A 23002-nucleotide genomic window follows, 5' to 3' on the forward strand; every position below is an offset into this window, starting at 1 on the left:
GCGGGCCAGCCATTTTGTGCGTCAGGGTGCCGGGCCGGTTCAGCGGCCGGCCGGGCTGGTCGCGGGGGAGGGCCCGCCGCCGGCGGTACCGGTCCCACCAGCGACCATGCGCTGGGCGATCGGCTCGACGGCGATCAGCCCCAGGTCGGTGATCGTGTTGCGCAGCGCCGGGTCGTCGGGCCCGCCCTGGCTGCCGTCGACGTAGGCGAGCTGCGTGAGGATCATGTAGTGCCCGCGGGCGATCGCAGCTCGCCAGGAGTTGTCCCCGGCCGGGCCGAGGACCCGTGCGTTCTCTATCGAGCCCGCGGGGATCGGCAGTGCGGTCACGCCGCCCCGGCCCTGGGCAGCGATCGTCGCGGCCGACTGCGCGGTGCTCTGCGCATCCGTGACGAACACCGAGACGCCGGCGAGCACCTGCGGGCCGCCCCCGGCCGGCGCTGTCAGGTACAGCGCGCGGACAAGCTGGGTGCATGAGTCGTCGGTGAGGGCGGTGACGAGCTCACCGCTGCGGTCCGGGCAGCCGGACACCAGGCTGGAGCCGAGCCGGGTGTACCGGTGGCCCTGGACGGTGATCTCGCGGTCGGGGAAGAACTCGTTCGCCGCCACCGGCCTGGAGTCGGAGGCCGCGCTGTTGATGAAGTTCGGGTCCACCGACGGCGCCGCGGCTGTGGGCGTCGGGGTGCCCGAGGTGCCGTCGCCGCCACCCCGGGCGAGGACGATGACGGCCCCCGCGGCAACCAGGGTCAGCATGACCGCGGCCACAACCGCGATCAGCCGCCGTGTGCCTCGCTGCTGCGGGGCCCGCTCCTCCTCGGGGACCTCGAAACGCCTGACGTCTCCGCCGAAACGGGCCCGCGAGCCGGGCCCGTTCTCGCCACCCTCCACAGCTTCGCGGCGGTCGGCGTCGTCGCGGTCGGCGTCGTCGCGGTCGGTCTGCTGACGACTCAGCGCGACCCGCGTCCTGGCCGGCTTCGCGAGGTTCGTCGAACGGGCCCGCGGCTCGCCACCAGGCAGGCCCGGCCGCGACTGGGCGGCGTCCTCCTCGGGATAGGGCGTGGCGATCGGACCGGTGGGTGGCTCCTGCGGCCCAGCCGGTGTCGTGGCCGAAGGCGGCCTGCCGGCAGATGCCTGGCCTACGGCCGGGGCCTCGGGACGTGGCGCGAGGACCGGAAGTGGGCTGGTCGCGGTGCGCAGGTGGAAGGAGAAGCCTCCGGTCTGCTCGGGACCGAGCTCCGCCGGAGAAGTCTGGCCGCCCGTGCCGACCGCCTGGCCCGGGTCACCCGGCCAGCCGGCCGACTGGGCGCCGTGGACACCGGCGGCGCCGTGCGTGCCGGACCCGGGCAGCGGGCCGGTCGGCAGGTGGCCGGCGATCGGATAGCCGCCCTGCTGGTGGCCGGCGAGCGGGTAGGCGCCGGTGACGTAGGTGGGGAGCGGACCGAACAGCGGATCCTCGACCGGCGGGGTCCATCCGCCGGCGGGCGGTTCCTGGGCCGGGCCAGCCGAGCTGTCCGGGCCCGAGCTGTCCGGGCCCGAGCCGTCCGGGCCCAGGTCACCCGAGCCCGACCGGACCTCGAAGGGCAGGTCGTCCGCGGGATCGGGTGGCATGGGCTCCTCCTCGCTCATCCCACGCCCCGCTGCCGAGATGCCCGCCCCGCCGCGGTGTGCCTGCCGCGAGGTGGGAGCCCACGGTCGGCGCGGTCTGTGGCGCGGTATGTCATGTCAGGCTTGGCGGAGCGCCTCGTGGCCTGCTGCGAAGCCGACGCGTCCGGATGTCTGCGAGAGAATATCCGAACGCGGCATATGTACCGGTCAGTCGGCGTGTCGAGGTCGATGGTCCGGGCTGGACACGTCGGGCGCGCGCCGGTCGGGAACAGCGGGTCGGGAACAGCGGGTCGGGTGGTCGGTGTGTCAGGTCCGGGTTCTCGGGGGCCGGGCAGGCCTGGTGCCGGGCCTGCCGCGGGGTACGTCCGTGAGGCGGATGCGGGACGGCGGCCCCGCCGGTCGCGAGGGCCGTCGGTCCTGCCGCGGCGATCGCCTGGTAACCTCAAAGACTGCTGCGGACCTTCAGCTCCGTGTGGCGGCCTGGTATGGCCAGCTCTGCGCGCTGAGGTCGGCCCCATACCTCTGGCAGTGCATCTCGCCCCGCGGTTCTCCATGTCCCGCTGGGCACCTTGCTGGCGACACACGACGAGGCTCCCCGCGAGTTCGTCCGAACGAGAAGGCAGACCTGTGCGCACGTACCAGCCCAAGCCCGCGGACGTACAGCGCGCGTGGCACGTCATCGATGCCACCGACATCGTGCTCGGTCGGCTGGCCAGCCAGGCTGCCCAGCTCCTGCGTGGCAAGAACAAGCCGTACTTCGCCCCGCACATCGACACGGGCGACTTCGTCATCGTCATCAACGCCGGCAAGGTCGCGATGACGGGCAACAAGCGTCAGCAGGCCCAGTTCCACCGGCACTCGGGCTACCCGGGCGGTCTGCGCAGCACCTCCTACGGTGAGCTGCTCGACACCCGCCCCCACGTGATCGTCGAGCGGGCGATCCGTGGGATGCTGCCGCACAACCGGCTCGGCCGGGCGCAGGGCAGCAAGCTGAAGGTGTACGCGGGCCCGATTCATCCGCACCAGGCTCAGCAGCCCGTCCCGTACGAGATCAAGCAGGTCGCGCAGTAGTCGCGGCTCGGTGGGCATCCCGAAGCACGCGGATGGGCGCACGGCGTCCGTCCGACTGACGGCCCGACATGACCGATCGAGCCGTTTCGGGTGGCCTCGAGCAATCTGTTTCAGACAAGGAAGGAACGCGACGTGGCTGTCGTGACCGACGCCCAGGGCAATCCCCGTGCCACTGGCCGGCGCAAAGAGGCTGTTGTCCGGGTGCGGCTGCTCCCGGGTACGGGCAAGTGGACCCTCAACGGGCGCACGCTCGAGGAGTACTTCCCCAACAAGGTGCACCAGCAGCTGGTGAACGAGCCGCTGAAGATCCTGGAGAAGGCCGAGTCGTACGACATGGTCGCCCTCCTGCACGGCGGCGGCGTGTCGGGGCAGGCGGGCGCGYTGCGCCTGGCGATCGCCCGCGCGCTGATCATCGCCGAGGAGGAATCCCGGCCGACGCTGAAGAAGGCCGGCTTCCTGACCCGGGATTCACGGATCAAGGAGCGGAAGAAGTACGGCCTGAAGAAGGCCCGTAAGGCGCCGCAGTACAGCAAGCGCTGATTCGCCACCCACCGGTTACGGTGGGTGCGGCCCGGCAGGCCTGGCCTGTCGGGCCGTCAGGCGTGCGATGGTTTTCTGCCGATCTCCGCGCGGCGTGCCGATGGCGCCCGCCGGTGCCGCCGCGACTGCAGGGGAGGCCTCAATGGCGAGGCTTTTCGGTACCGACGGCGTGCGCGGTGTCGCGAACGTCGATCTGACGGCGGAGCAGGCGCTCGCGTTGGCCTCGGCCGCAGTCGAGGAGGTCGCGGGCCAGGGCGCGCCGCCCCGGCAGCCCGTGGACGGGGTGCCGGTGGCCCGGTCGGCCTCGGCGGCCGACCACCGCCCGCTGGTCATCGTCGGGCGGGATACGCGGCCGTCGGGGGAGTTCCTGGAGGCCGCGGTCGTTGCCGGTCTCGCCCGGTCCGGGGCGGACGTCGTCCGGGTCGGGGTCGTGCCGACACCGGCGGTGTCCTACGTGGTCGCCTCGACCGGTGCCGATCTGGGCGTGATGCTGTCGGCCAGCCACAATCCGATGCCCGACAACGGGATCAAGCTGTTCGCGGCCGGTGGTCTCAAACTGCCCGACGAGGTCGAGGACGCGATCGAACGCCGGATGTCCGGCACGGCTGCCGGCCACCGCCCCGTCGGGGCCGCGGTCGGCCGGGTCCGTGACGACCGCATGCTCGTCGACGGCTACGTCGACCACCTGCTCACCAGCCTGCCGGCCGGCAGGGGCAGCCTGAACGGCCTGAAGGTCGTCGTCGACTGCGCCCAGGGCGCCGCCTTCGACCTCGCTCCGCGGGTGCTGCGCGCCGCCGGCGCCGAGGTCGTTCCGCTGCATGCCGACGGCGACGGGCTGCGCATCAACGACCGCTCCGGGGCGACCCACCTCGACAGCCTGCGGGACGCCGTCCGCCTGCACGGTGCCGACGCGGGCATCGCCCACGACGGCGACGCCGACCGCTGTCTGGCTGTCGACGCGATTGGCGAGATCGTCGACGGTGACCAGATCCTCGCCCTCTGCGCGCTGGCCCTCGCCGAGCGCGGCGAGCTGGCACACCGCACCGTCGTCGTCACCRTCATGTCGAACCTGGGCTTCCACCACGCGATGCGGGATGCCGGGATCGCCGTGGTCACCACCCCGGTCGGTGATCGTTACGTGCTGGAGGCCATGCGCGCGGGCTCCTACTCGCTGGGCGGCGAGCAGAGCGGGCACGTGTTGYTCCTGCAGCACGCGGGGACGGGCGACGGGCTGCTGACGGCACTGCAGATTCTCGGCCGGATGGCGGAGAAGGGCCAGCCGCTCGACGAGCTGGCGAAGGTGATGACCCGCCTGCCGCAGGTGCTGGTGAACGTGCGTGGGGTCGACCGAGCCCGCGCGGAGACGTCCGACGAACTGCGTGCGGCGGTCGCGGAGGCGGAGGCGGAGCTCGGCGGTGCGGGCCGGGTGCTGCTACGGCCGTCGGGCACCGAGCCGCTGGTCCGAGTGATGGTCGAGGCACCCACCGACCAGCTCGCCCGGGCGGTCGCGGGCAGGCTGGCGGACGTCGTCCAGCACGCCTTGCGCTGACCTGGCCGGCGGCGGGTGAAACACACCCGCTGTGACGGGACGGGCGCGGCTGCGCGCCGACATCTCCGGCATCCGAGTGGTCCATGCTCAGGACCCGGACCGGACTGCGTACGCTGAGCAACATGTGCGGGATCATTGGGTACGTCGGTGCACAGCCGGCCCTCGAGGTCGTGCTGAGCGGGCTGCGCCGGTTGGAGTACCGCGGCTACGACTCTGCGGGTGTCGCCGTCGTCGGCGCCGGGGTGCTACGCACCGAGCGTCGCGCCGGGCGGCTGGCGAACCTGGAGAAGGTCCTCGACGAGGGCAGCGACGCGATGCCGGGAACGACCGGCATGGGACACACCCGGTGGGCGACGCACGGTGGTCCCACCGACGTGAACGCCCATCCGCACACCGACTGTACCGGTATGGTCGCGGTGATCCACAACGGGATCATCGAGAACTTCGCCGAGCTGCGTGCGGAGCTGGAGAACAGCGGCCACGAACTGACCAGCGAGACCGACACCGAGGTCGTCGCACACCTGCTGGAAATCGAGATCGCCCGGTCCCGCGCTGCGTCCGGCGAGACCGCCAGCACCGCCAGCACCGCCAGCACCGGCAGCACCGCCGGTACGGCCACCACCGCGGCAGCCGCCGTCGCCGCTGCCGCTGCCGGCACGGCGGGCGGCTCCGGCGCCGCGGGTGGTGCTGCCGGTGCCGGGCCGCATCCGTTGACCGAGGCTCTGCGCGCGGTCTGCCGCCGGCTCCAGGGCGCCTTCACGCTCGTCGTCCTGCACCAGGACCATCCCGAGGTCGTCGTCGGCGCGCGGCGCAACAGCCCGCTGGTAGTCGGCCTCGGAGCCGGCGAGGCGTTCCTCGCCAGCGACGTCTCCGCCTTCATCGCGCACACGCGGGAGGCCCTGGAGATCGGGCAGGACCAGGTCGTCGAGGCCCGCCGCGACGGCGTGACCGTCTACGACTTCGCCGGCACCCCGATCGAGGGCCGTCGCTACCACGTGGACTGGGACGCGAGCGCCGCCGAGAAGGGCGGCTTCCCCTATTTCATGCTGAAGGAGATCAGCGAGCAGCCGGATGCGCTCGCCGACACGCTGCGCGGGCGGCTCTCGCCGGAGGGCTCCATCGTCCTGGATGAGGAGCGCCTCTCCGACCAGGACTTCCGTGACATCGACAAGGTCTTCATCGTGGCCTGCGGGACGGCGTATCACGCCGGCCTGATCGCCAAGTACGCCATCGAGCACTGGACGCGGCTGCCCTGCGAGGTCGAGATGGCCTCGGAGTTCCGCTACCGCGACCCGGTGCTGGACCGGTCGACGCTGGTGGTTGCGATCAGCCAGAGCGGGGAGACGCTCGACACCCTGATGGCGGTCAAGCACGCCCGGGAGCAGAAGGCGCGCGTCCTGGCGATCTGCAACACCAACGGCTCGACGATCCCGCGTGAGTCGGATGCCGTCCTCTACACCCGCTGTGGTCCCGAGGTGGGCGTCGCCGCGACCAAGACGTTCCTCGGGCAGGTCGCGGCCTGCCTGCTTGTCGGCCTCTTCCTGGCACAGACCCGCGGTGTCCTGTACGGCGACGAGGTCGCGGCCTACGTGGACAGGCTGCAGCGCATGCCGGAGCTGGTGCGGCGCACGCTCGGGACGGTCGAGCCGGTGCGCGAGCTGGCCCGCAGCCTCGCGGGTGCGAAGGCGGTGCTGTTCCTCGGCCGGCATGTCGGCTACCCGGTGGCGCTGGAAGGCGCACTGAAGCTGAAGGAACTGGCCTACATGCACGCCGAGGGCTTCCCCGCCGGGGAGCTGAAGCACGGACCCATCGCGCTCATCGAGCCCGGCCTGCCCGTGGTGGTGGTCGTCCCGTCCCCACGCGGGCGGGCGAACCTGCACGGCAAGATGGTGTCCAACATCCAGGAGGTGCGGGCTCGGGGCGCCCGCACGATCGTGATCGCGGAGGAGGGCGACACCGCGGTCGAGCCCTACGCCGATCACCTGATCCGGGTGCCGGCCACGTCCTCTCTGCTCGCGCCGCTGGTCACGACGCTGCCGCTGCAGGTCTTCGCCTGTGAGCTGGCGCTGGCGCGCGGCCTGGACGTCGACCAGCCCCGCAACCTGGCCAAGTCCGTCACGGTCGAATAGCCGGCCGCTCCGGCAGGGCCCGGAGCGGCGGCGGGTGCCCCGCTCCGGGCTGTCGGGTCCGGCGTCACCGGGCGGTGGCGCCGGAGTCGGTTCAGCCGAGGTCCTTCGCCGGGCCGCCGCCGGCGCGCCCGTCATCGCCGGTGGCACCCGTGGCGCCGGTCGTCCGGCCTGCTTCGTCGTGGCCGCCTTCCGCGGCTTCCGACGTCGCGGCGGAATGCTCCAGGTCGCCGGCGAGGATCCGGTACAGGCCCCGGCGGGCCTCGACGAGCAGCTCGCGCGCCGCGGCGATCTGGTCGGTGTCACCGGCCTGGGCGACCTGGATCACGGCGGCACCCACTCCGAACGCGAGGGTGCGCAGTGCGGCGGTGCCGTCGTCGGCCGCGCTCGCCGCCGCGGTCTCCCACGGCTTCGCGGCGCCGGCCCGGGCGGTGACATGGGCCTGGCCCGCCTCGGTGAGGTGGAAGACCCGCCGCCCGTCCCGTTCCTCGGCCCGGACGAGGCCTTCGTCGGCCAGCATCGACAGCACCGGGTAGACGGAGCCGGGACTCGGCCGCCACGTGCCGCCGCTGCGGGCGGCCAGCTCGCCGATCATCTGGTACCCGTGCATGGGCTCCTCGGCAAGCAGGGCGAGCAGGGCCTCACGGACGTCGCCGCGAGCGACCCGGGCCCCGCGCCCGAAGCCCGGACCCGAGGGAAACCCGCGGCCGAACGGCCAGCCGCCCGGCCCGAACGGCACATTCTGGCGGCTGCCGCGCCCGCCGCCCCGGCCTCCGCCGCGCCCCGCGGGCCCGCCGTGGCCGTGCTGCCCGTGCTCGCCGTGGCCGTGCTCGCCGTGCATCCGGCTGTGGCGGTCACGGCTGCGGTCGGCGCCTCTGGCGGCCTCGGCGAACGCCGCCTGGCGGGCAGCCTCGACCACTCGGGACGGGTCGAAGGGGAAGAACCTGCTCCAACCCTCCCAGCGGGCATCCCAGTCAGGAATGGCATGTGAACTCATGGTGATCTCCTTGGATCAAGGTTCGCGTTGCTTCGCGTACGCTCACGATATATCGCGATGGAGCGGTCGGCTAGTCCAACTCAGCACCTAGCCGGCGCGCTCCCGCGCTGGTTCCGTAGGATTAAGGAATGATCATTTCGGCGTCCGAGGGCGACGGGCACGGCGACGAGGCGGTCACCCCGCTCGAGGCCGCCTTCGAGGAGCGTGCCTGCGCACAGCGGGCGGGCACAGCCGTCTTCATGGAAGGCGTCAGCCTGGCGCTGCTCGGCCGGGTGGAGCAGCTCCGGATCCGCCCCACCAACGCTTCGGGAACCGTCGACGACGACGGCCACCAGCAGGTCCGGCTCGTGGCGGGCGACGACGGGCCGGGTTCCACCTGTACCTGTACGGACAGTGTCGGCGGCGCCTTCTGCCGGCACGCCGTCGCGGTGGCGCTGGTCGCCACCGGCTCGGCCGGCATGGCCGACGACGACGAGGACGACGAGGAAGGCAGTACCGAGGACCTCTTCGCCGACGACCCCGTGCACGCGGCGATCAGGGTCTTCCTGAGCCGCGTCCCGCGCGCGGAGCTGGTGGAGACACTGCTCGACGCCGCCGACGAGAGCGAGGCGGTCGCCGACGCTCTGTGGGAGGCCACCGTCGCCTGGCACGGCCGCCAGCACGGAGCGGTCTGACCGGCGGTTCGACCGGCGGCCCGACCGCCCCGAACCCGCCGGGCGCGCCACGGGGTGGCCGCGGGCGCGCGGGCGGCCGAGCCGGGAGCATGGCGACATGATCGAAGCTCACACCGTGGCCGATGTCCGGGCCGCCGAGGCGCCGCTGCTCGCGGCCCTGCCTCCGGGCGCGCTCATGCAGCGCGCCGTGTCCGGGCTGGTCACCCATGCCGTCGGTCGCCTCGGCCGGGTGTACGGAGCCCGCGTGGTCGTCCTCGCCGGCGGGGGCGACAACGGTGGGGACGCACTGTGGGCCGGTGCGCGGCTGGCCGCCCGCGGAGCCACCGTGCACGTGCTGGCACCGGGGCGGACCCATCCGGAGGCGACAGCCGCCCTGCTCGCCGCCGGCGGACGCCTGCACCGCACCGGCCCCGGCCCGGCGTCGGGCCAGCGGATCGAGTCAGCCCAGGGGACGGACCAGGGGCTGGGCGGCGACGCGGCTGCCGACCTCCTGGATTCGGCCGACCTCGTCCTGGACGGGCTGCTCGGTATCGGCGGCCGAGGCCCGCTGCGGGAACCACACGTGCTGCTGGCCCGGCTGGCGCCGCCAGCGCGCACCGTGGCCGTCGACGTCCCCAGCGGCGTCGACGCCGACACTGGTGCGGTGGCCGACGGCGCGGTGCGGGCCAGCAGCACCGTCACCTTCGGCACGTACAAGCGGGGCCTGCTGGTCGGGCCCGGCTCCACCCACACGGGGCGGGTCGAGCTGGTCGACATCGGGCTGGCTCTGCCCACGGCCGACCTGCGTGCTCTCGGCAGCGAGGACGTCGCCCGCCTCCTGCCGGTGCCGTCCGCCGCGGACTCGAAGTACTCCCGGGGCGTGCTCGGCCTCGTCGGCGGGAGCGACCGCTACCCCGGCGCGGGCGTGCTGGCCGTCGGTGGCGCGCTCAGGGGCGGCGCAGGCTACCTGCGGGTCGTCGCCGAGGAACAGGCCGCCGCCCACATCCGCCGGGCGCATCCCGAAACGGTGGTGACGGTGATCGCGCCCGGCGACGCCGACGCTGCACTGGCCGCCGGCCGCGTGCAGGCGTGGGCGATCGGACCGGGGCTCCCCCCGGACGAGGCGACCGGGCGGCTCGTCGCCGCCCTGCTCGACCAGACCGACACCGGCCTGCTCGCTGACGCGGGTGCACTGCAGCCGCTGGCCAGGCTCATCGCCGCCCGGCCCCGCCTGCTGCACGACCGCGCCGGCCCGGGCAGCGCATCCGAGGTCGTCCTCACCCCGCACGAAGGAGAGTTCGCCCGGCTCGTCGCGACGGCCCTGGGCTGGGACGCCGCCGACCTGCCGGCCCGTCTCGCGACGGACCGCCTGGGCACGGTCCGCGAGGCGGCCGCGGAGCTGGGCGCGACCATCCTGCTCAAGGGCGACCGGACCATCGTCGCGGGCTCCGGCGGCGCGGCGTTCGTCAACCTGACCGGGACGCCCTGGCTGGGCACAGCCGGGACCGGGGACGTCCTCACCGGCCTGGTCGGGTCGCTGCTCGCCGCGGGACTGCCGCCGGCGCTCGCCGCCGCGGCAGGCGCCTTCCTGCACGGCTCGGCGGCCGAGCGCGGTCCGCGCCCGCTGGCCGCCGGAGACCTGCCGGCGCTGCTACCGGAGGTGATCGCGGACCTGCTTGCTAGCGTCAGGGGGTGAGCCTGCCGCATCCGCCGCGCGCCTACGCGGCCATCGAACTGGACGCTGTGCGCGACTCGGTCGCGGCTCTGGTGGCCCGGGCACGCAACGCCGTCACCATGGCCGTGGTCAAGGCCGACGGCTACGGGCACGGCATGGTGCCCTGCGCCCAGGCCGCGCTGGAGGCCGGCGCCACCTGGCTGGGCGCCGCCTTCCTGGAGGAGGCACTGGGCCTGCGCGCCGCCGGGATCACCGCGCCGGTCTTCTCCTGGCTGGCCGTGCCCGGTGAGCGGCTGGCCGCCGGGGTGGCGGCTGACATCGACCTCTCCGCCTCGGCGGGCTGGGCGCTCGATGAGCTCGCCGCCGCGGCGCGGCAGGTCGGTCGGCCGGCCCGGGTGCACCTCAAGATCGATACCGGTCTCGGTCGGGCCGGCGCCACCGGGGAGGTCTGGCCGGACCTGTGCGAGTCCGCGGCGGCGCTGGAAGCCGAGGGGCTGCTCGAGGTCGTCGGGGTGTGGAGCCACTTCGCCTTCGCCGACAGCCCGGGCCACCCGACCGTCCAGTCGCAGATCGGGCGGTTCGGTGACGCGGTGGACGCCGCCCGCAAGGCCGGCCTGACCCCACGCCTGCGACACCTCGCGAACTCGGCCGCGACCCTGGTCAGCCCGGAGGCCCACTTCGACATGGTCCGGCCCGGGGTGTCGGTGTACGGGCTGTCGCCGGGCCCCGAGGTCGGCCCGCCCTCGACCTTCGGCCTGCGCCCGGCGATGACACTGCGCGCCGGCACGGCCCTGGTGAAGCGGGTTCCGGAAGGCACCGGCGTCTCCTACGCGCACCGGTACACGACGCGGGCCGAGACCAACCTCGCCGTCGTCCCGCTCGGCTACGCGGACGGCATCCCGCGCACGGCGACCAACACCGCCGAGGTGCTGCTCGGCGGGCGCCGCCGCCGAATCGCCGGGACGGTGTGCATGGACCAGTTCGTCGTGGACGTCGGCGTCGACCCGGTCGCCGCCGGAGACGAGGTCATCCTCTTCGGCCCGGGCGACCGCGGCGAGCCGACCGCCGACGACTGGGCGCGTGCGCTGGACACCATCAACTACGAGATCGTCACCCGCATCGGCGCCAGGGTGCCGCGCGTCTACGTCTGAGACCCGGGTGCGCGGCTGACCGGTCAGCCGCGCACCCGGTCAGCCCTTCCACCCGTTCAGCAGCCGCAGCCCCCGCTGCCACAGCCTCCGCCCCCGTCGCCCTCAGCGCCGTGGGAGTGACCGGTGGCGGCACCGCCGAACATGCCGCGCTCCATCCGGCGGCGTACCGGCTGCGGGTTCGCCGCGCGCTCGGCGGCCTTCTCCAGCTCGGTGCGGGTGGTCAGCGTCAGCATGACCGGCCCGCCGGCCGCGGGCGCGCGCCCGGCCGGTTCTGCCATGCCGAGCTCTCCGCCCAGCTGGTCCAGCTCGTCGAGGTCGTCCTCGACGTCGACAGCGCCGCTGTGGACCGGCGACGCGGCCGGCCTGCTCTTCCGCCACCGCAGTTTCACGACGCCTCCCCTTGTCGCAACCGCACGGCTCGACCCGTTCAACGCTAGCGGAGGATCCGGACCGGGTCCCGGTGGATCTCCGGGAGCCCCTGTCGGCTATCCGCCTGTATCCGCGCACACGGGTGCTCTCCGGCCGTCCCTGCGGTGGTCGGTGGTCTCTGGCGTGGCCCACCGCGGCGAGGACGGGCCGGCCACCGGGCTGCCGTCGAGGGCGTCCTGCCCGMCATGGTGGCACCATCGGGCATTATCGGTATGTCGCGTGCTTTTTTGCGGCTGTTGTCCTTTCGGTGCCCGCCGTCGTCTCGGTGGGGATCGGTGGGGATCGGATCGGCCGCTCGGCAGGAACGCTCGGCAGGAAGAGGTGGCTGGCGATGGCGGGTGCTCCATCCGTGGGTGGCGCTGCCCGTGCCGTCGCCCGGGCTGCCGGCACGGTGGTGGGCTCGCAGGCGGCCCGACGTGGCGGCACCGTCGGCCTGGTCGGGGCGGTCGTCGCCGCGGGCCTGATCGCCGAACGCCGCGTCGTGCGGCGCCACCGCGACCTGCCCGACCTGCCGGCAGAGGAGGGCGTCGGCCCGATCGGCGGGCGTGTCTCGACGGTCGTCACCACGGCGGACGCGGTGCCGCTGTACGTGGAGGAGACCGCGCAGGAGCCCGGCCCGGCGCCGGGCACCGCTGCCGACGACGGCGCGGCCACTCCGACTCTGGTCTTCGTGCACGGCTTCTGCGTCAACGGCGACTCGTGGGTGTTCCAGTACCGCGCCCTGCGGGATCTGGGGCCGATGGTCTTCTACGACCAGCGGGCGCACGGGCGCTCCGGCCCCTCCGAGGCGGGGAACTGCACGATCGACCAGCTTGCCGCCGACCTTCACCAGGTGCTGGCCGAGAGGGTCCCCGAGGGGCCGATCGTGCTGGTCGGCCACTCGATGGGCGGCATGACGATCATCGCCCTGGCGGGGACCCACCCGGAGCTGTTCCGGGACAGGGTTGCCGGCGTGGTGCTCCTGTCGACCAGCGCGGGGGACCTGGCCCGRTTGACTCTGGGCCTGCCGGCGGTGATCACGAGTGGGGTGCGCCGGGTCCTGCCGACCCTGACGGTCGGGATGCAGCGTGCCCCGTCGCTCTTTGAACGGGCCCGCCGCCGCGGCAGCGACTTCTCCTGGGAGATCACCCGGCGGATCGCCTTCGGAGGGAGCGATGTGCCACCATCCGTGGTCTCCTTCCTGGAGACCATGGTGGGGGACACGCCGATCCCGGTGATGGCCGCGTTCATGTCGACGCTGCTCGACCATGACAAGGTGAGCGCCGTGGYCGGCCTGCGGGACGTTCCGACGATGATCCTCGTCGGCGACGGTGACCTCATGACGCCGCTCGAGCACAGCCGCGAGCTCGCCGAGCTCCTGCCCGACGCCGAGCTGCGGGTCGAGGCCGGAGCCGGCCACGCGATCATGCTCGAGCGTCCGGCGGAGACGAACGCCGCCATCCGCGACCTCGTTGCGCGTGCCAGGCCCCTCAGACGCGGGAACGGACGCAGGAGAGGCGGTGCCGGGTCGCGTCGTACCACGGCCCCTTCGCCCAYCCAGTCGGCCCGGGCGACCCCGTCATGAACCGGACGGACACGAACGGATGACGATGCCCGCCGTCGCGGAGATCGAGGTCGAGGATCCAGAGCAGATGCGCGCGATCGGCGCGCGGCTCGCGCTGGTGCTGCGGGCCGGGGATCTGATCGTCCTCGGCGGGCCGCTGGGCGCGGGGAAGACCGTCTTCGTCYAGGGGCTGGCACGCGGCCTGGGGATAGGCGGGGCGGTCACGTCACCGACGTTCGTCCTCGCTCGCGTCCATACCGACGGCCGCCTGCCACTCGTCCATGTGGACGCCTACCGTCTCGGTGGGGTGGCGGAGGTCGACGACCTCGATCTCGACGCCGACGTCGACCGGTCCGTATGCGTCGTGGAGTGGGGCGCGGGGCTGGTGGAGCAGCTGGCGGGTGCCCATCTGCGGGTGGAGATCCGCCGCCCGGCAGGCGACGAGGAGGGTGAGGTGCGGCGTGTCCTCCTCCGTCCGGTCGGGGCGGACTGGGCGGAGCGACTGGCCGCGGCCGACCTGCCGGCGAGCTGACCGGCACGGTGCGCCCACCCCGTCCTGATACCGGGGGCCCGCGGGAGCGCTAGCCGTGTGGTGCCCCTGAACAGGCTTTCTGTAGCCGGCGGGGCGCCCGGCTGCCCGCCCCGCACGGCGTGTGGACGCCAGGCCCGGCGGGTCAATCCGTCGACGTGTTCCGTCCGGCCCGGCACGCGCTGCCGGACCTGGCCCGCTGCCGGGCCGGGTGGGCCGTCGCCAGCAGCGTCGCGCCGGTGATCCGGACGTGCCTGGTCGCCGGAGCCCTCGATCCGATCCATGCCGGGCCGTCCTGCGGGCCCGGCGGTATGGAGCGCGGCCGGGCCGACCCGCGGGGGAGCCCAACGTCGGCCGGACGTCCGGCCGACGCGGACCGGCGCGGCCCGGTGCCGCCGGCTGCGGCGTGGCCGGTCTAGCACCTTTTCGGGTGGGCATGTTCGGGTAATCGAGAAAGTGATTCCAGGAACATTGGACTGCCGATGGCAGTTAATTGGTGACGAGGTCTGGAAAGGGTCCGTGCGCGGGAAGTGAACCGCGACACGGCGCCGGGGGCCTCCTAGATCATGTTAAGCTGAGATGTCCCCCTGTTAATGCGCTGTCCCGGCGTCCGCCCATACCGCGTCGCGGGGTGGCGTGCCATGCCAAGCCGCCCTTGAGGACAAATAGTCAACGTTCCGTAGTTGATGAGTTGTTCCGCTATATTGGCGGCGTAGGCGCGAAGTTCATGCATGCGGCGGCCCAGCCGCGTCATGGCCGCGGAGAACCGTATGGCCTTTGGGGCCGGGAGAGGGGAGCGCGTGCGCAGCAGCACCGCTGTCGACCTTGTAGACGCTCCGGTAGAGCGCTCGACCCGGTCCCGCYGGACACGTAGTGACTTCCTTGCCAGCCGGCGGGACCTGCTCGACGCCGTCGGGCGGCTCCTCGCCCGCAACGGGCGCCGGTTCAGCCTGGTGGACCTCGCCGCCGAGGCCGGCGTCTCCACGGCGACCGCCTACCGGCACTTCGTCGACGTCCACGACGCACTCGACGGCTACTACCTTCAGCTCATCGACGGGCTGGTGACTGACATCCGGGCGCTGGCCACCGGTGACGACCACCTGGGCAACTTCGAGGTGGTCTGCGAGGTGTGGGTCCGCTCGGTGGCCCGCTGGGGCCGCGCGGCGGTCCACGTACGGTCCGCGCAGGGTTACCTCGCCCGGCTGCGCGGCCAGGACGACCTGGTCTCCCGGCTGCACGAGGTGCTGTCGCCGGTCGTCCTGGGCCTTGTGGAGGGTGGTGTGCTGCCTCCGCAGGAACCCGACTACGCGGTGTTGCTGTGGGCGTCGGTCTTCGACGAGCGCGTGATCGTCGACCTGCTGGACACCCTGGGCTGGTCGGCCGAACAGGCGGCGCAGAAGCTCACCGCCTCGGCGCTGCGGATGCTCGGCTTCACCGGCTGGTCTCCGATGCGCGTGGGGTTCCCCCCGCTCGCCGGGGGTGCGATGACCTCCGCGGCGGCCCCGTTCCCGCCCGTTCCCGCAGCTCCCGCCGGTGCCCCGGCGGGCCTGCCGTTGCCGCCTCGGGGTCCCCGGCCGACGCGGACCACGGGGAGCGCCAGCGCGGTGGTCCACGGGCGTGCAAGCCTGCCGGCGATCAGTGCCGACCCACGGCTGCGCCACCGCCCCTCCGGCGCGGTGGGCCGGCGCACCCACTAGCGGACCGTCACGTCCATCGACGCCGCGACCGGCACGGCCATCGACCCCGGCGCCGACCGGCGCCGACCGAAGCCGGCCCGGGTTGTGTTCCAGGGGGGCTTCCGACGTTCGGCAGGCCATCCTGATCACGGTGCATCTGTTGTGATTTCCCGGCGGCGCCGGGGCTGCCTGCGGGCAACCCCGGCGCCGCCTCGCGTTGCGTGGCGTTCACATCCGGCGGGTGGCGGGCGATCGTTCTGGCGCACCCTTTTCGCATTCGCGTTGTTATTCCATCCGGTCATACTCCAGGTATTCCTGCCGGGTGCGTTTCACCGGAATTCCGCCTGGTTCGCGGCCGGGCCGTCGGAAAGCTCGCGCACCGTTCCGACCGGGCGTTCCGYTGGTCGCCTCTGACGGCGGCACCGACGCGGGCGCCCAATCGGCGGTGTTGATGGTTCGTCTACGGAGCGACGGCCTGGGGGATGGGTGGYGTCGCCGCGTGCGGGCGGGCTGGCGTGCCGCCCACGGGCGCCGTACGGCGGATCCGTAGGCTGGACGGGTGCTTGTCCTGGCGCTTGACACCTCGACCCCGGCGTGTGCGGTCGCGCTGGTCGAACTGGGTGCGCTGCCCGTCGACCCTCGGCGGCAGGCAGACCGGGCGCCACAGGACCAGGCGCCGCAGGACCAGGCCGCGGCGGGCCGGGCACTGTTCGAGTGGCAGGCACTGTTCGAGCGGGCAGTGTGGGACGCCCGCCGCCACGGCGAACTGCTCGCGCCACTGGTCGCCGAGGCGCTGGCCGAGGCCGGCATCCGGCCGCCGGACCTGGCCGCTGTCGTCGTCGGCGCCGGCCCCGGGCCCTTCACCAGCCTGCGGGTCGGCATGGTGACGGGGGCCGCGTTCGGCGCCGCGCTCGGCATCCCGGTGCACGGAGTCTGTTCCCTGGACGGGATCGGCACCGTTACCGAAGGCCCGGTCGGTGTCATCACGGACGCCCGCCGCCGCGAGGTCTTCTGGGCCCGTTACCAGGACGGGACGCGTGTCGGTGAGCCCGGTGTCGGTGCCCCGGCCGCGGTCGTGGCGCAGCTGCGAGCGTCCGGTGCCACGCGGGTGACCGGCCCCGGTGTCGCCCTCTATCCCGAGGTCTTCGCGGAGTTCGGCCACAGCGCGGACAGGGCGGACAGGGCGGACAGGGCGGACGGGGCGGACGGGGCGGACGGGCCGCTCGTGCCTGGTTCGCCGGCGCCGGCGGTCCTCGTGCGCTGCGTGGCGGCGGACATCCTCGGTGGCCGTACACCGGCGCCGCTGGTGCCGCTCTACCTGCGGCGGCCCGATGCCGCGGAACCCCGGCCTCCCAAGACCGTCACCGTGGCGGGCTGACGTGGCCGGTGGTGGTCCGGCCTCGGGGCCGGCGGTGGGTGGCGTCGAGCTGGTTCCCATGCGCTGGTGGCATCTGGGTGGAATCGCGGTGCTGGAGCGGCAGGTCTTCACCCTCGATCCCTGGTCGGCTGAGCTGTTCTGGTCCGAGCTGGCCCAGGGCGACAGCAGGAACTATCTGATCGCCATGTCGGCCGGCTCGATCGTCGGCTACGCCGGGCTGGCGCTGCAGGGGGACGAGTCCTACATCCAGACGATCGGTGTGGTGCCGGCGATGCGGGGCCGTCACGTCGGGTGCCGGCTGATGATCGCGCAGCTGCGGGAGGCACGCCGCCGAGGCGCGCGCAGCTGCGGGCTGGAGGTCCGGACGGACAACCGTCCGGCCCGGGCCCTCTACGCCCGGCTCGGTTTCGTCGACCTCGGCGTCCGCCGTGGGTACTACCAGCCGTCGGGCGGCGACGCCTACGTGATGCGGGCCCGGCCGATCGACACGGTGGGATACGGGTCGATGCTCGACCAGACCGAGGCGGCGATCGACCGGGACGCGAGGGCCGCGTCGTGAGGGCAGTGTCGTGAGGGCCACGTCATGAGAGCGGGACGCGGAGGCAACGTCGTGCGGACGGGACGTGGGGGCGACGTCGTGAAGGTGGCACCGTGACGGAACGCCCACTGGTGCTCGGGATCGAGACATCCTGTGACGAGACCGGCGTCGGCCTGGTCCGCGGTGGCACGCTGATCGCCGACGCGCTCGCGTCGTCCGTCGACGAGCACGCCCGCTATGGCGGTGTCGTCCCCGAGATCGCGGCCCGCGCGCATCTGGAAGCGATGGTCCCCACCATCGAGCGTGCGCTGGACCGTGCGGGCCTGCGGCACCGCGACGTGGACGCAGTGGCGGTGACAGCGGGCCCCGGTCTCGCCGGTGCCCTGCTGGTGGGTGTCGCGGCGGCGAAGGCCTACGCCCTCGCGCTCGGCGTTCCGCTGCACGGCGTTCATCACCTGGCCGCGCACGTCGCCGTGGACACCCTGGAGCACGGGCCGCTGCCGCGCCCCTCGGTGGCGCTGCTGGTCTCCGGGGGGCACAGCTCGCTGCTGCTGGTGCCCGATCTGGCGACCGAGCCGGTGGTCCCGCTGGGGGCCACCGTGGACGACGCCGCGGGCGAGGCCTACGACAAGGTCGCGCGCCTGCTCGGGATGCCCTTCCCGGGCGGTCCGCCGATCGACGCGGCGGCCCGCGACGGGCGGGCGGACATCGCGTTCCCCCGCGCCAAGGCGGGGGACGGAACCTTCGACTTCTCCTTCTCCGGCCTCAAGACCGCGGTGGCCCGCTGGGTGGAGGCACGGCATCGCTCCGGTGAGCCGGTGCCGGTGGCGGACGTTGCCGCCTCCTTCCAGGAGGCGGTCGCGGACGTCCTGACCGCGAAGGCCGTCGCGGCGTGCCGGTCGCAGGGGGTGGACACCCTGGTGATCGGCGGTGGTGTCGCGGCGAACAGCAGACTGCGGGCACTGGCCGCGCTCCGGTGTGAGGCGGCCGGCATCCAGCTGAGGGTGCCGCGGCCGGGGCTGTGCACCGACAACGGAGCCATGGTGGCCGCCCTCGGCTCGCTGCGCGTGGAGGCCGGGGTGGCACCGTCCCCGTGGGACCTGCCCGCGACCTCCACGCTGCCGCTGTAGACCCTCCGTCGCGCGASACCCTCGGGGTCCCGGACCCTCGCTTCCGGTGCCCTCCGCCGCGGCGCCGTCAGGCCGCCGCGCGTTCCCGGACGGACAGCTCCGCAGCCTCGAGGGAGGCCTGGAAGACGTCCTTGAACTGGGCGAGCGCGGGGTTCACCGTCGACAAGGTCATCACGACGGTGATGAACTCGATGTCGTCCGCTCCGAGCACCTCGAAGGCGTGGCGCAGGTAGGGGACCTGGTGGTCCCAGCCCTCCTTGGGTGTGCCGGGGGCGTACGAGCCGCCCTGGGCCGTCACGACCGTGACCTTGCGGCCGGCCAGCACCCCGTCGCCGGCCGCGCCGCCCGCCGTCCGCCCCATGACGATGATCTGGTCCAGCCACGCCTTGATCGTCGATGGGTACGAGTAGTTGTACATCGGCACGCTGATCACGTACTCGTCCGCCTTCTCGACCTCGGCGAGGTACTCCTCGCGGATCCGCACCGCCTCCGCCTGCTCGGAGGTGAACTGCTCGGGGTCGGCGAAGCCGCTCGAGACCAGCGTCCAGCTCAGGTGCGGGGGCGGGGTGGCGGCCAGGTCCCGGTGGGTGACGGTTCCCTGCGAGTTGCGGTCGCGCCAGGCCTCGACGTACGCCGCGGCGATCCCGCGGGAGACCGATCCTTCGGGCRCGAGGCTGGAGTCGACGTGCAGCAGGTGGGACATCGCGGCTCTCCTTGATCCGTGGGCTGACGACTGGGTGGCCCCGCCCACGGTCCGATTTCGTGGTCAGGCAGATAGTCAACCTCGAAGATAATCTGTGTCAACACCTATCTGTGGGGAAGACTTGTTGTGATGATCGGATGCCGAGGTGATCGGGGTACTGTGTGAGCGTGGAGGGATCGTTGGGAGAGATCTCGGCGCTGCCGTCGCGGGCCGCCGCGTCGGTCGACGCGCGCCCGGCTGGTGACGACGACTCCTGTGGGCTCGTTGTGCCTGCCGCCTGCGATCCCGGCTCCGCTCGTGAGCCCGGCTCCGGTTCCGCCTGCGAGCCGGCTGTCGACGCCGCGTGCGCCGCCGCCGGTGCGGATCTCGACCTGCCCGACCGCGTCCGGGCCGACCTGGGCTGGATCGTCGRCCAGATCCACCACGGCTACCTGGTCGCGTCGCTCGCCGCGATGGGTGGGCTTCCGGGCGGGCTGAAGGGCTTCTACGTTCTCGGTGCGGCGGTCGAGGGCGCCGCGCACAACCAGATCGAGGTCGCCCGCCGGTTCAACATCGACCGTACGGTCATGGTCCGGCTCGTCGACGAGATGGAGCAGGCTGGTCTCGTCGAGCGGCGCCCCGCCCCGACCGACCGGCGGGCCCGAATGATCATCGCCACGGAGCGCGGGGTTCGGGCGCACGAGCGGGCGCGGTCCGCGCTGCGGGCCGTCGACGACCATGTGCTGGCACCGCTGCCGCCCACGGAGCGGGAGACCTTCACGGCGCTCGCGCGTGTCGTCTCGGAACATCTGGTCGCGATGGATCCGACAAAGGGTGCCGCGGCGTGCGTGGCCGTCGAGGCGACGCTGAGCCCGGAGGTGCCGCCGGCCGGCGGTCCCGGTCGGCCGGGCGTGGCTCGTGCCGACGCCGGTGCCGGGGATGGCGCCGGTGGTGGTGGCGCGCGGCGCGCCCGGGGCCGTGGGCGCGCCGCGCCGCGCGGCTGATCCCGGCGGCGGTCGCGCTGATGACCACCTGGATGTGGGAGGCCCGGGCGGCACCGGGGCGGGTCGGTGAGCTGGAGCGCTGGGTCCGCTCCGCGGTGGCGGGCCGGGTCGCCGAGATCTACCTCGGGCGAGGCGAGTCGGCGGGCCTGGTTGTGGTCCTCCTGCACATCGGTGGTGGCGTCGAGGAGCCTTCCGGTGCCGCCGGACAGCCGCTGCTGGCGCCGCCTGACGAGCTCACGGCGGGGTCGGCGCACGCCTGGCAGTTCGAGCGAGCCGATGCCGGTCTTGACAGATCCGACCGTCTTGGTTGACGTCCGTGGTGCGGGTGCTAGGTTGRCACTCGGCACTCGCGAGTGCCAGCGACAGGCGCCTGTTCACCCGCGACGGCAGGCCGCCAGGGTCGCTCTCTCATCCAGCGAAGGAAGGGGGAGGTCGATCGTGACGACCACCGCCACCAAGGTTGCAATCAAGCCGCTCGAGGACCGGATCGTGGTCCAGCCCTCGGACGCCGAGACGACCACCGCGTCCGGCATCGTGATTCCGGACACGGCGAAGGAGAAGCCGCAGGAGGGCACCGTCCTCGCCGTCGGCCCGGGTCGTTTCGAGGACGGCAAGCGCGTCCCGCTCGACGTCAAGGTCGGCGACGTCGTGCTTTACAGCAAGTACGGCGGCACCGAGGTCAAGTACGCGGGCGAGGAGTACCTGGTGCTCTCCGCTCGGGACGTTCTCGCGATCATCGAGAAGTAGCCGGACGCCGGCAAGTAGCAGGCGGGGCGTGTCCCACCGGTGGTCCCCGGTCTCCACCGGGTACCACGGCGGGGCGCGCCCTTCCTGTTCCGCCAGGTAGCGGTGTCGGAGGGACACAACAGGTATGCCGAAGATTCTGACGTTCAACGAGGACGCTCGCCGCTCGCTCGAGCGGGGTGTCAACGCCCTCGCTGACGCGGTCAAGGTGACGATCGGCCCCCGCGGTCGCAATGTCGTCATCAGCAAGTCGTACGGCGCGCCGACGATCACCAACGATGGTGTGACGATCGCGCGTGAGGTCGAGCTGGACGACCCCTACCAGAACCTGGGGGCGCAGCTGGCCAAGGAGGTCGCCACCAAGACCAACGACGTGGCCGGAGACGGCACGACGACGGCGACGGTGCTGGCCCAGGAGATGGTCCGCCAGGGCCTCAAGCAGGTGACGGCGGGCGCTTCCCCGCTCTCGCTCAAGGCCGGTATCGAGGCGGCTGTCCAGGCCGTGTCGTCGGCGCTGCTGGAAGYGGCGATCGAGGTCGACAAGAAGGAGACGATCGCCCAGGTCGCGGCCATCTCGGCGCAGGACAGCCAGGTCGGTGAGCTCATCGCCGAAGCGATGGACAAGATCGGCAAGGACGGTGTGATCACCGTCGAGGAGAGCCAGACCATGGGTCTGGACCTCGAGCTCACCGAGGGCATGCAGTTCGACAAGGGCTACATCTCGCCGTACTTCGTGACCGACGCCGAGAGCATGGAGGCCGTCCTCGAGGACGCCTATGTGCTGCTGTACCCCGGCAARATCGGCGCGCTCACCGAGATCCTGCCGATCCTCGAGCAGGTCGTGCAGGAGCGCAAGCCACTGCTGATCGTCGCCGAGGACGTCGAGGGCGAGGCGCTGTCCACTCTCGTGGTCAACGCGGTCCGCAAGACCTTCCAGGTCGTCGCGGTGAAGGCCCCCGGCTTCGGGGACCGCCGCAAGGCGATGCTGCAGGACATCGCGGCCCTCACCGGTGGCCAGGTCGTCGCCGCCGAGGTGGGTCTCAAGCTCGACTCGATCACGCTGGCAGAGCTCGGTCGCGCCCGCCGGATCGTCGTCGACAAGGACGTCACCACCATCGTCGACGGCGGTGGCGAGGCCGGCGCCGTCAGCGAGCGGGTGCGGCAGATCAAGCAGGAGATCGAGCTCTCGGATTCCGACTGGGACCGGGAGAAGCTCCAGGAGCGCCTGGCCAAGCTCGCCGGTGGTGTCGCGGTCATCCGCGTCGGCGCCGCGACCGAGGTCGAGCTCAAGGAGAAGAAGCACCGCCTCGAGGACGCCGTCTCGGCGACCCGGGCCGCGGTCGAGGAAGGCATCGTGGCGGGTGGCGGCAGCGCCCTCGTCCACGCCGCCACGGCCCTCGACGGCGACCTCGGTCGTACCGGTGACGAGCGGTCCGGGGTGCGGATCGTGCGTGCCGCGCTCGACGCACCGCTGACCTGGATCGCGCGCAACGCCGGGCTGGAGGGCGCGGTGATCGTGTCCAAGGTGCGCGAAGGCGTGACCGGCCACGGTTTCAACGCGGCGACCGGCGAGTACGGCGACCTGGTGGCCGCCGGTGTGGTCGACCCGGTGAAGGTCACCCGCTCTGCGGTGGCGAACGCGGCCTCGATCGCCGCGCTGCTGATCACCACCGAGGGTCTGGTGGCGGAGAAGCCGGCGGAGGCCGAGGCCGGCGACGGCCATGGCCACTCGCACGGTGGGCACGGGCACTCCCACTCGCACGGCCCGGGTTTCTGATCCGTCCGGGTAGCCGTGCGGCCGGTCGCGCAGCAGCGCGCCGGCCGCACGGGGCATCACGGTGACGTGGGCACGGACGAGGCCCGGTCGGTACCAGTCAGACTGGTACCGACCGGGCCTCGTCCGTTTTTCCGCCCGGCGCCGGTGCGCCGTCCGCCGGTACCGATGCCGGTGGCCTGCTGCTGTCTGGAAGGGGCGGGGCGCCACC

The 23002-nt window shown here is 73.0% G+C and carries 21 protein-coding genes; 17 read left to right on the plus strand and 4 right to left on the minus strand.

Annotated features, from left to right (window positions below; genetic code table 11):
- Positions 1-39 precede the first annotated feature (39 nt).
- Positions 40-1605, minus strand: coding sequence for a hypothetical protein (locus CC117_RS12620; protein WP_071083885.1), 1566 nt, complete (start codon positions 1603-1605; stop codon positions 40-42).
- A gap of 624 nt (positions 1606-2229) precedes the next feature.
- On the opposite strand from CC117_RS12620, the gene rplM reads away from it, so the two are divergent.
- From rplM to glmS, 4 genes are all read left to right on the plus strand, one after another.
- Complete coding sequence (gene rplM / locus CC117_RS12625) at positions 2230-2673, plus strand: 50S ribosomal protein L13 (protein WP_018638449.1); 444 nt, start codon at positions 2230-2232, stop codon at positions 2671-2673.
- 132 nt (positions 2674-2805) lie between these two features.
- Complete coding sequence (gene rpsI, locus CC117_RS12630; RefSeq protein ID WP_018638448.1) at positions 2806-3213, plus strand: 30S ribosomal protein S9; 408 nt, start codon at positions 2806-2808, stop codon at positions 3211-3213.
- Positions 3214-3355: 142 nt separating this feature from the next.
- The gene (gene glmM / locus CC117_RS12635; RefSeq protein ID WP_071083886.1) at positions 3356-4762 is read left to right on the plus strand and encodes a phosphoglucosamine mutase; all 1407 of its coding nucleotides are present in this window, start codon (positions 3356-3358) and stop codon (positions 4760-4762) included.
- 122 nt (positions 4763-4884) lie between these two features.
- A complete protein-coding gene (glmS, locus tag CC117_RS12640; RefSeq protein ID WP_071083887.1) occupies positions 4885-6891 on the plus strand; it encodes a glutamine--fructose-6-phosphate transaminase (isomerizing) in 2007 nt (668 codons plus the stop codon).
- A 91-nt stretch (positions 6892-6982) separates the two neighbouring features.
- Here glmS and CC117_RS12645 read toward each other — a convergent pair whose 3' ends face one another.
- Positions 6983-7885 carry a PadR family transcriptional regulator gene (locus CC117_RS12645; protein ID WP_071083888.1) on the minus strand — a complete coding sequence of 301 codons (903 nt, stop codon included), beginning with the start codon at positions 7883-7885 and terminating at the stop codon, positions 6983-6985.
- Positions 7886-8013: 128 nt separating this feature from the next.
- On the opposite strand from CC117_RS12645, the gene CC117_RS12650 reads away from it, so the two are divergent.
- The 3 genes from CC117_RS12650 (at position 8014) to alr (ending at position 11364) form a co-directional block, all read left to right on the plus strand.
- A complete protein-coding gene (locus CC117_RS12650) occupies positions 8014-8559 on the plus strand; it encodes an SWIM zinc finger family protein (RefSeq protein WP_071083889.1) in 546 nt (181 codons plus the stop codon).
- 97 nt (positions 8560-8656) lie between these two features.
- The gene (locus tag CC117_RS12655) at positions 8657-10234 is read left to right on the plus strand and encodes an NAD(P)H-hydrate dehydratase (RefSeq protein WP_071083890.1); all 1578 of its coding nucleotides are present in this window, start codon (positions 8657-8659) and stop codon (positions 10232-10234) included.
- A complete protein-coding gene (gene alr, locus CC117_RS12660) occupies positions 10231-11364 on the plus strand; it encodes an alanine racemase (protein WP_071083891.1) in 1134 nt (377 codons plus the stop codon). The genes CC117_RS12655 and alr overlap by 4 nt, the downstream gene beginning before the upstream one ends.
- Positions 11365-11420: 56 nt before the next feature.
- Here the strand turns inward: alr and CC117_RS12665 are convergent, their stop codons facing one another.
- Positions 11421-11753 (minus strand): hypothetical protein, encoded by a 333-nt coding sequence (locus tag CC117_RS12665; protein ID WP_071083892.1) that lies wholly within the window; start codon positions 11751-11753, stop codon positions 11421-11423.
- Between the two features lie 371 nt (positions 11754-12124).
- On the opposite strand from CC117_RS12665, the gene CC117_RS12670 reads away from it, so the two are divergent.
- The 6 genes from CC117_RS12670 to tsaD all read left to right on the plus strand — a co-directional run bounded on the left by CC117_RS12670 (position 12125) and on the right by tsaD (position 18587).
- Positions 12125-13357, plus strand: a complete 1233-nt coding sequence (locus CC117_RS12670) for an alpha/beta fold hydrolase (protein ID WP_241830049.1) — start codon at positions 12125-12127, stop codon at positions 13355-13357.
- A gap of 19 nt (positions 13358-13376) precedes the next feature.
- Positions 13377-13868: a tRNA (adenosine(37)-N6)-threonylcarbamoyltransferase complex ATPase subunit type 1 TsaE gene (gene tsaE / locus CC117_RS12675; protein WP_116287772.1), complete on the plus strand. Its 492-nt coding sequence runs from the start codon at positions 13377-13379 to the stop codon at positions 13866-13868.
- 797 nt (positions 13869-14665) lie between these two features.
- Entirely contained in the window at positions 14666-15562 is an 897-nt protein-coding gene (locus tag CC117_RS12685; RefSeq protein ID WP_071083895.1) for a TetR/AcrR family transcriptional regulator, read from the plus strand.
- A gap of 538 nt (positions 15563-16100) precedes the next feature.
- On the plus strand, positions 16101-16919 hold the full coding sequence (tsaB, locus tag CC117_RS12690; protein WP_071083896.1) for a tRNA (adenosine(37)-N6)-threonylcarbamoyltransferase complex dimerization subunit type 1 TsaB: 819 nt from the start codon (positions 16101-16103) through the stop codon (positions 16917-16919).
- A gap of 58 nt (positions 16920-16977) precedes the next feature.
- On the plus strand, positions 16978-17478 hold the full coding sequence (rimI, locus tag CC117_RS12695; RefSeq protein WP_071084002.1) for a ribosomal protein S18-alanine N-acetyltransferase: 501 nt from the start codon (positions 16978-16980) through the stop codon (positions 17476-17478).
- Positions 17479-17570: 92 nt separating this feature from the next.
- Positions 17571-18587: a tRNA (adenosine(37)-N6)-threonylcarbamoyltransferase complex transferase subunit TsaD gene (tsaD, locus tag CC117_RS12700; RefSeq protein ID WP_071083897.1), complete on the plus strand. Its 1017-nt coding sequence runs from the start codon at positions 17571-17573 to the stop codon at positions 18585-18587.
- A gap of 67 nt (positions 18588-18654) precedes the next feature.
- Here tsaD and CC117_RS12705 read toward each other — a convergent pair whose 3' ends face one another.
- Positions 18655-19290: an FMN-dependent NADH-azoreductase gene (locus tag CC117_RS12705; protein WP_071083898.1), complete on the minus strand. Its 636-nt coding sequence runs from the start codon at positions 19288-19290 to the stop codon at positions 18655-18657.
- 179 nt (positions 19291-19469) lie between these two features.
- Between CC117_RS12705 and CC117_RS12710 the strand changes: the two genes are divergently transcribed.
- The 4 genes from CC117_RS12710 (at position 19470) to groL (ending at position 22794) form a co-directional block, all read left to right on the plus strand.
- On the plus strand, positions 19470-20273 hold the full coding sequence (locus CC117_RS12710; protein ID WP_071084004.1) for a MarR family winged helix-turn-helix transcriptional regulator: 804 nt from the start codon (positions 19470-19472) through the stop codon (positions 20271-20273).
- Between the two features lie 20 nt (positions 20274-20293).
- Positions 20294-20584, plus strand: a complete 291-nt coding sequence (locus CC117_RS12715; protein ID WP_071083899.1) for a hypothetical protein — start codon at positions 20294-20296, stop codon at positions 20582-20584.
- A 127-nt stretch (positions 20585-20711) separates the two neighbouring features.
- The gene (gene groES / locus CC117_RS12720) at positions 20712-21020 is read left to right on the plus strand and encodes a co-chaperone GroES (protein WP_018638430.1); all 309 of its coding nucleotides are present in this window, start codon (positions 20712-20714) and stop codon (positions 21018-21020) included.
- 124 nt (positions 21021-21144) lie between these two features.
- Positions 21145-22794 (plus strand): chaperonin GroEL, encoded by a 1650-nt coding sequence (groL, locus tag CC117_RS12725; RefSeq protein WP_071083900.1) that lies wholly within the window; start codon positions 21145-21147, stop codon positions 22792-22794.
- The last annotated feature ends 208 nt before the right edge of the window (positions 22795-23002 follow it).

The sequence above is a fragment of the Parafrankia colletiae genome (assembly GCF_001854655.1).
Taxonomy (GTDB): domain Bacteria; phylum Actinomycetota; class Actinomycetes; order Frankiales; family Frankiaceae; genus Parafrankia; species Parafrankia colletiae.

Excerpts from the sequence above, each read along its gene's own strand:
- CC117_RS12715 (WP_071083899.1), top strand. The coding sequence starts at position 20,294 with ATGACCACCTGGATGTGGGAGGCCCGGGCGGCACCGGGGCGGGTCGGT.
- CC117_RS12645 (WP_071083888.1), bottom strand. The coding sequence starts at position 7,885 with ATGAGTTCACATGCCATTCCTGACTGGGATGCCCGCTGGGAGGGTTGG.
- glmS (WP_071083887.1), top strand. The coding sequence starts at position 4,885 with ATGTGCGGGATCATTGGGTACGTCGGTGCACAGCCGGCCCTCGAGGTC.
- rimI (WP_071084002.1), top strand. The coding sequence starts at position 16,978 with ATGCGCTGGTGGCATCTGGGTGGAATCGCGGTGCTGGAGCGGCAGGTC.
- CC117_RS12620 (WP_071083885.1), bottom strand. The coding sequence starts at position 1,605 with ATGCCACCCGATCCCGCGGACGACCTGCCCTTCGAGGTCCGGTCGGGC.
- CC117_RS12655 (WP_071083890.1), top strand. The coding sequence starts at position 8,657 with ATGATCGAAGCTCACACCGTGGCCGATGTCCGGGCCGCCGAGGCGCCG.
- CC117_RS12650 (WP_071083889.1), top strand. The coding sequence starts at position 8,014 with ATGATCATTTCGGCGTCCGAGGGCGACGGGCACGGCGACGAGGCGGTC.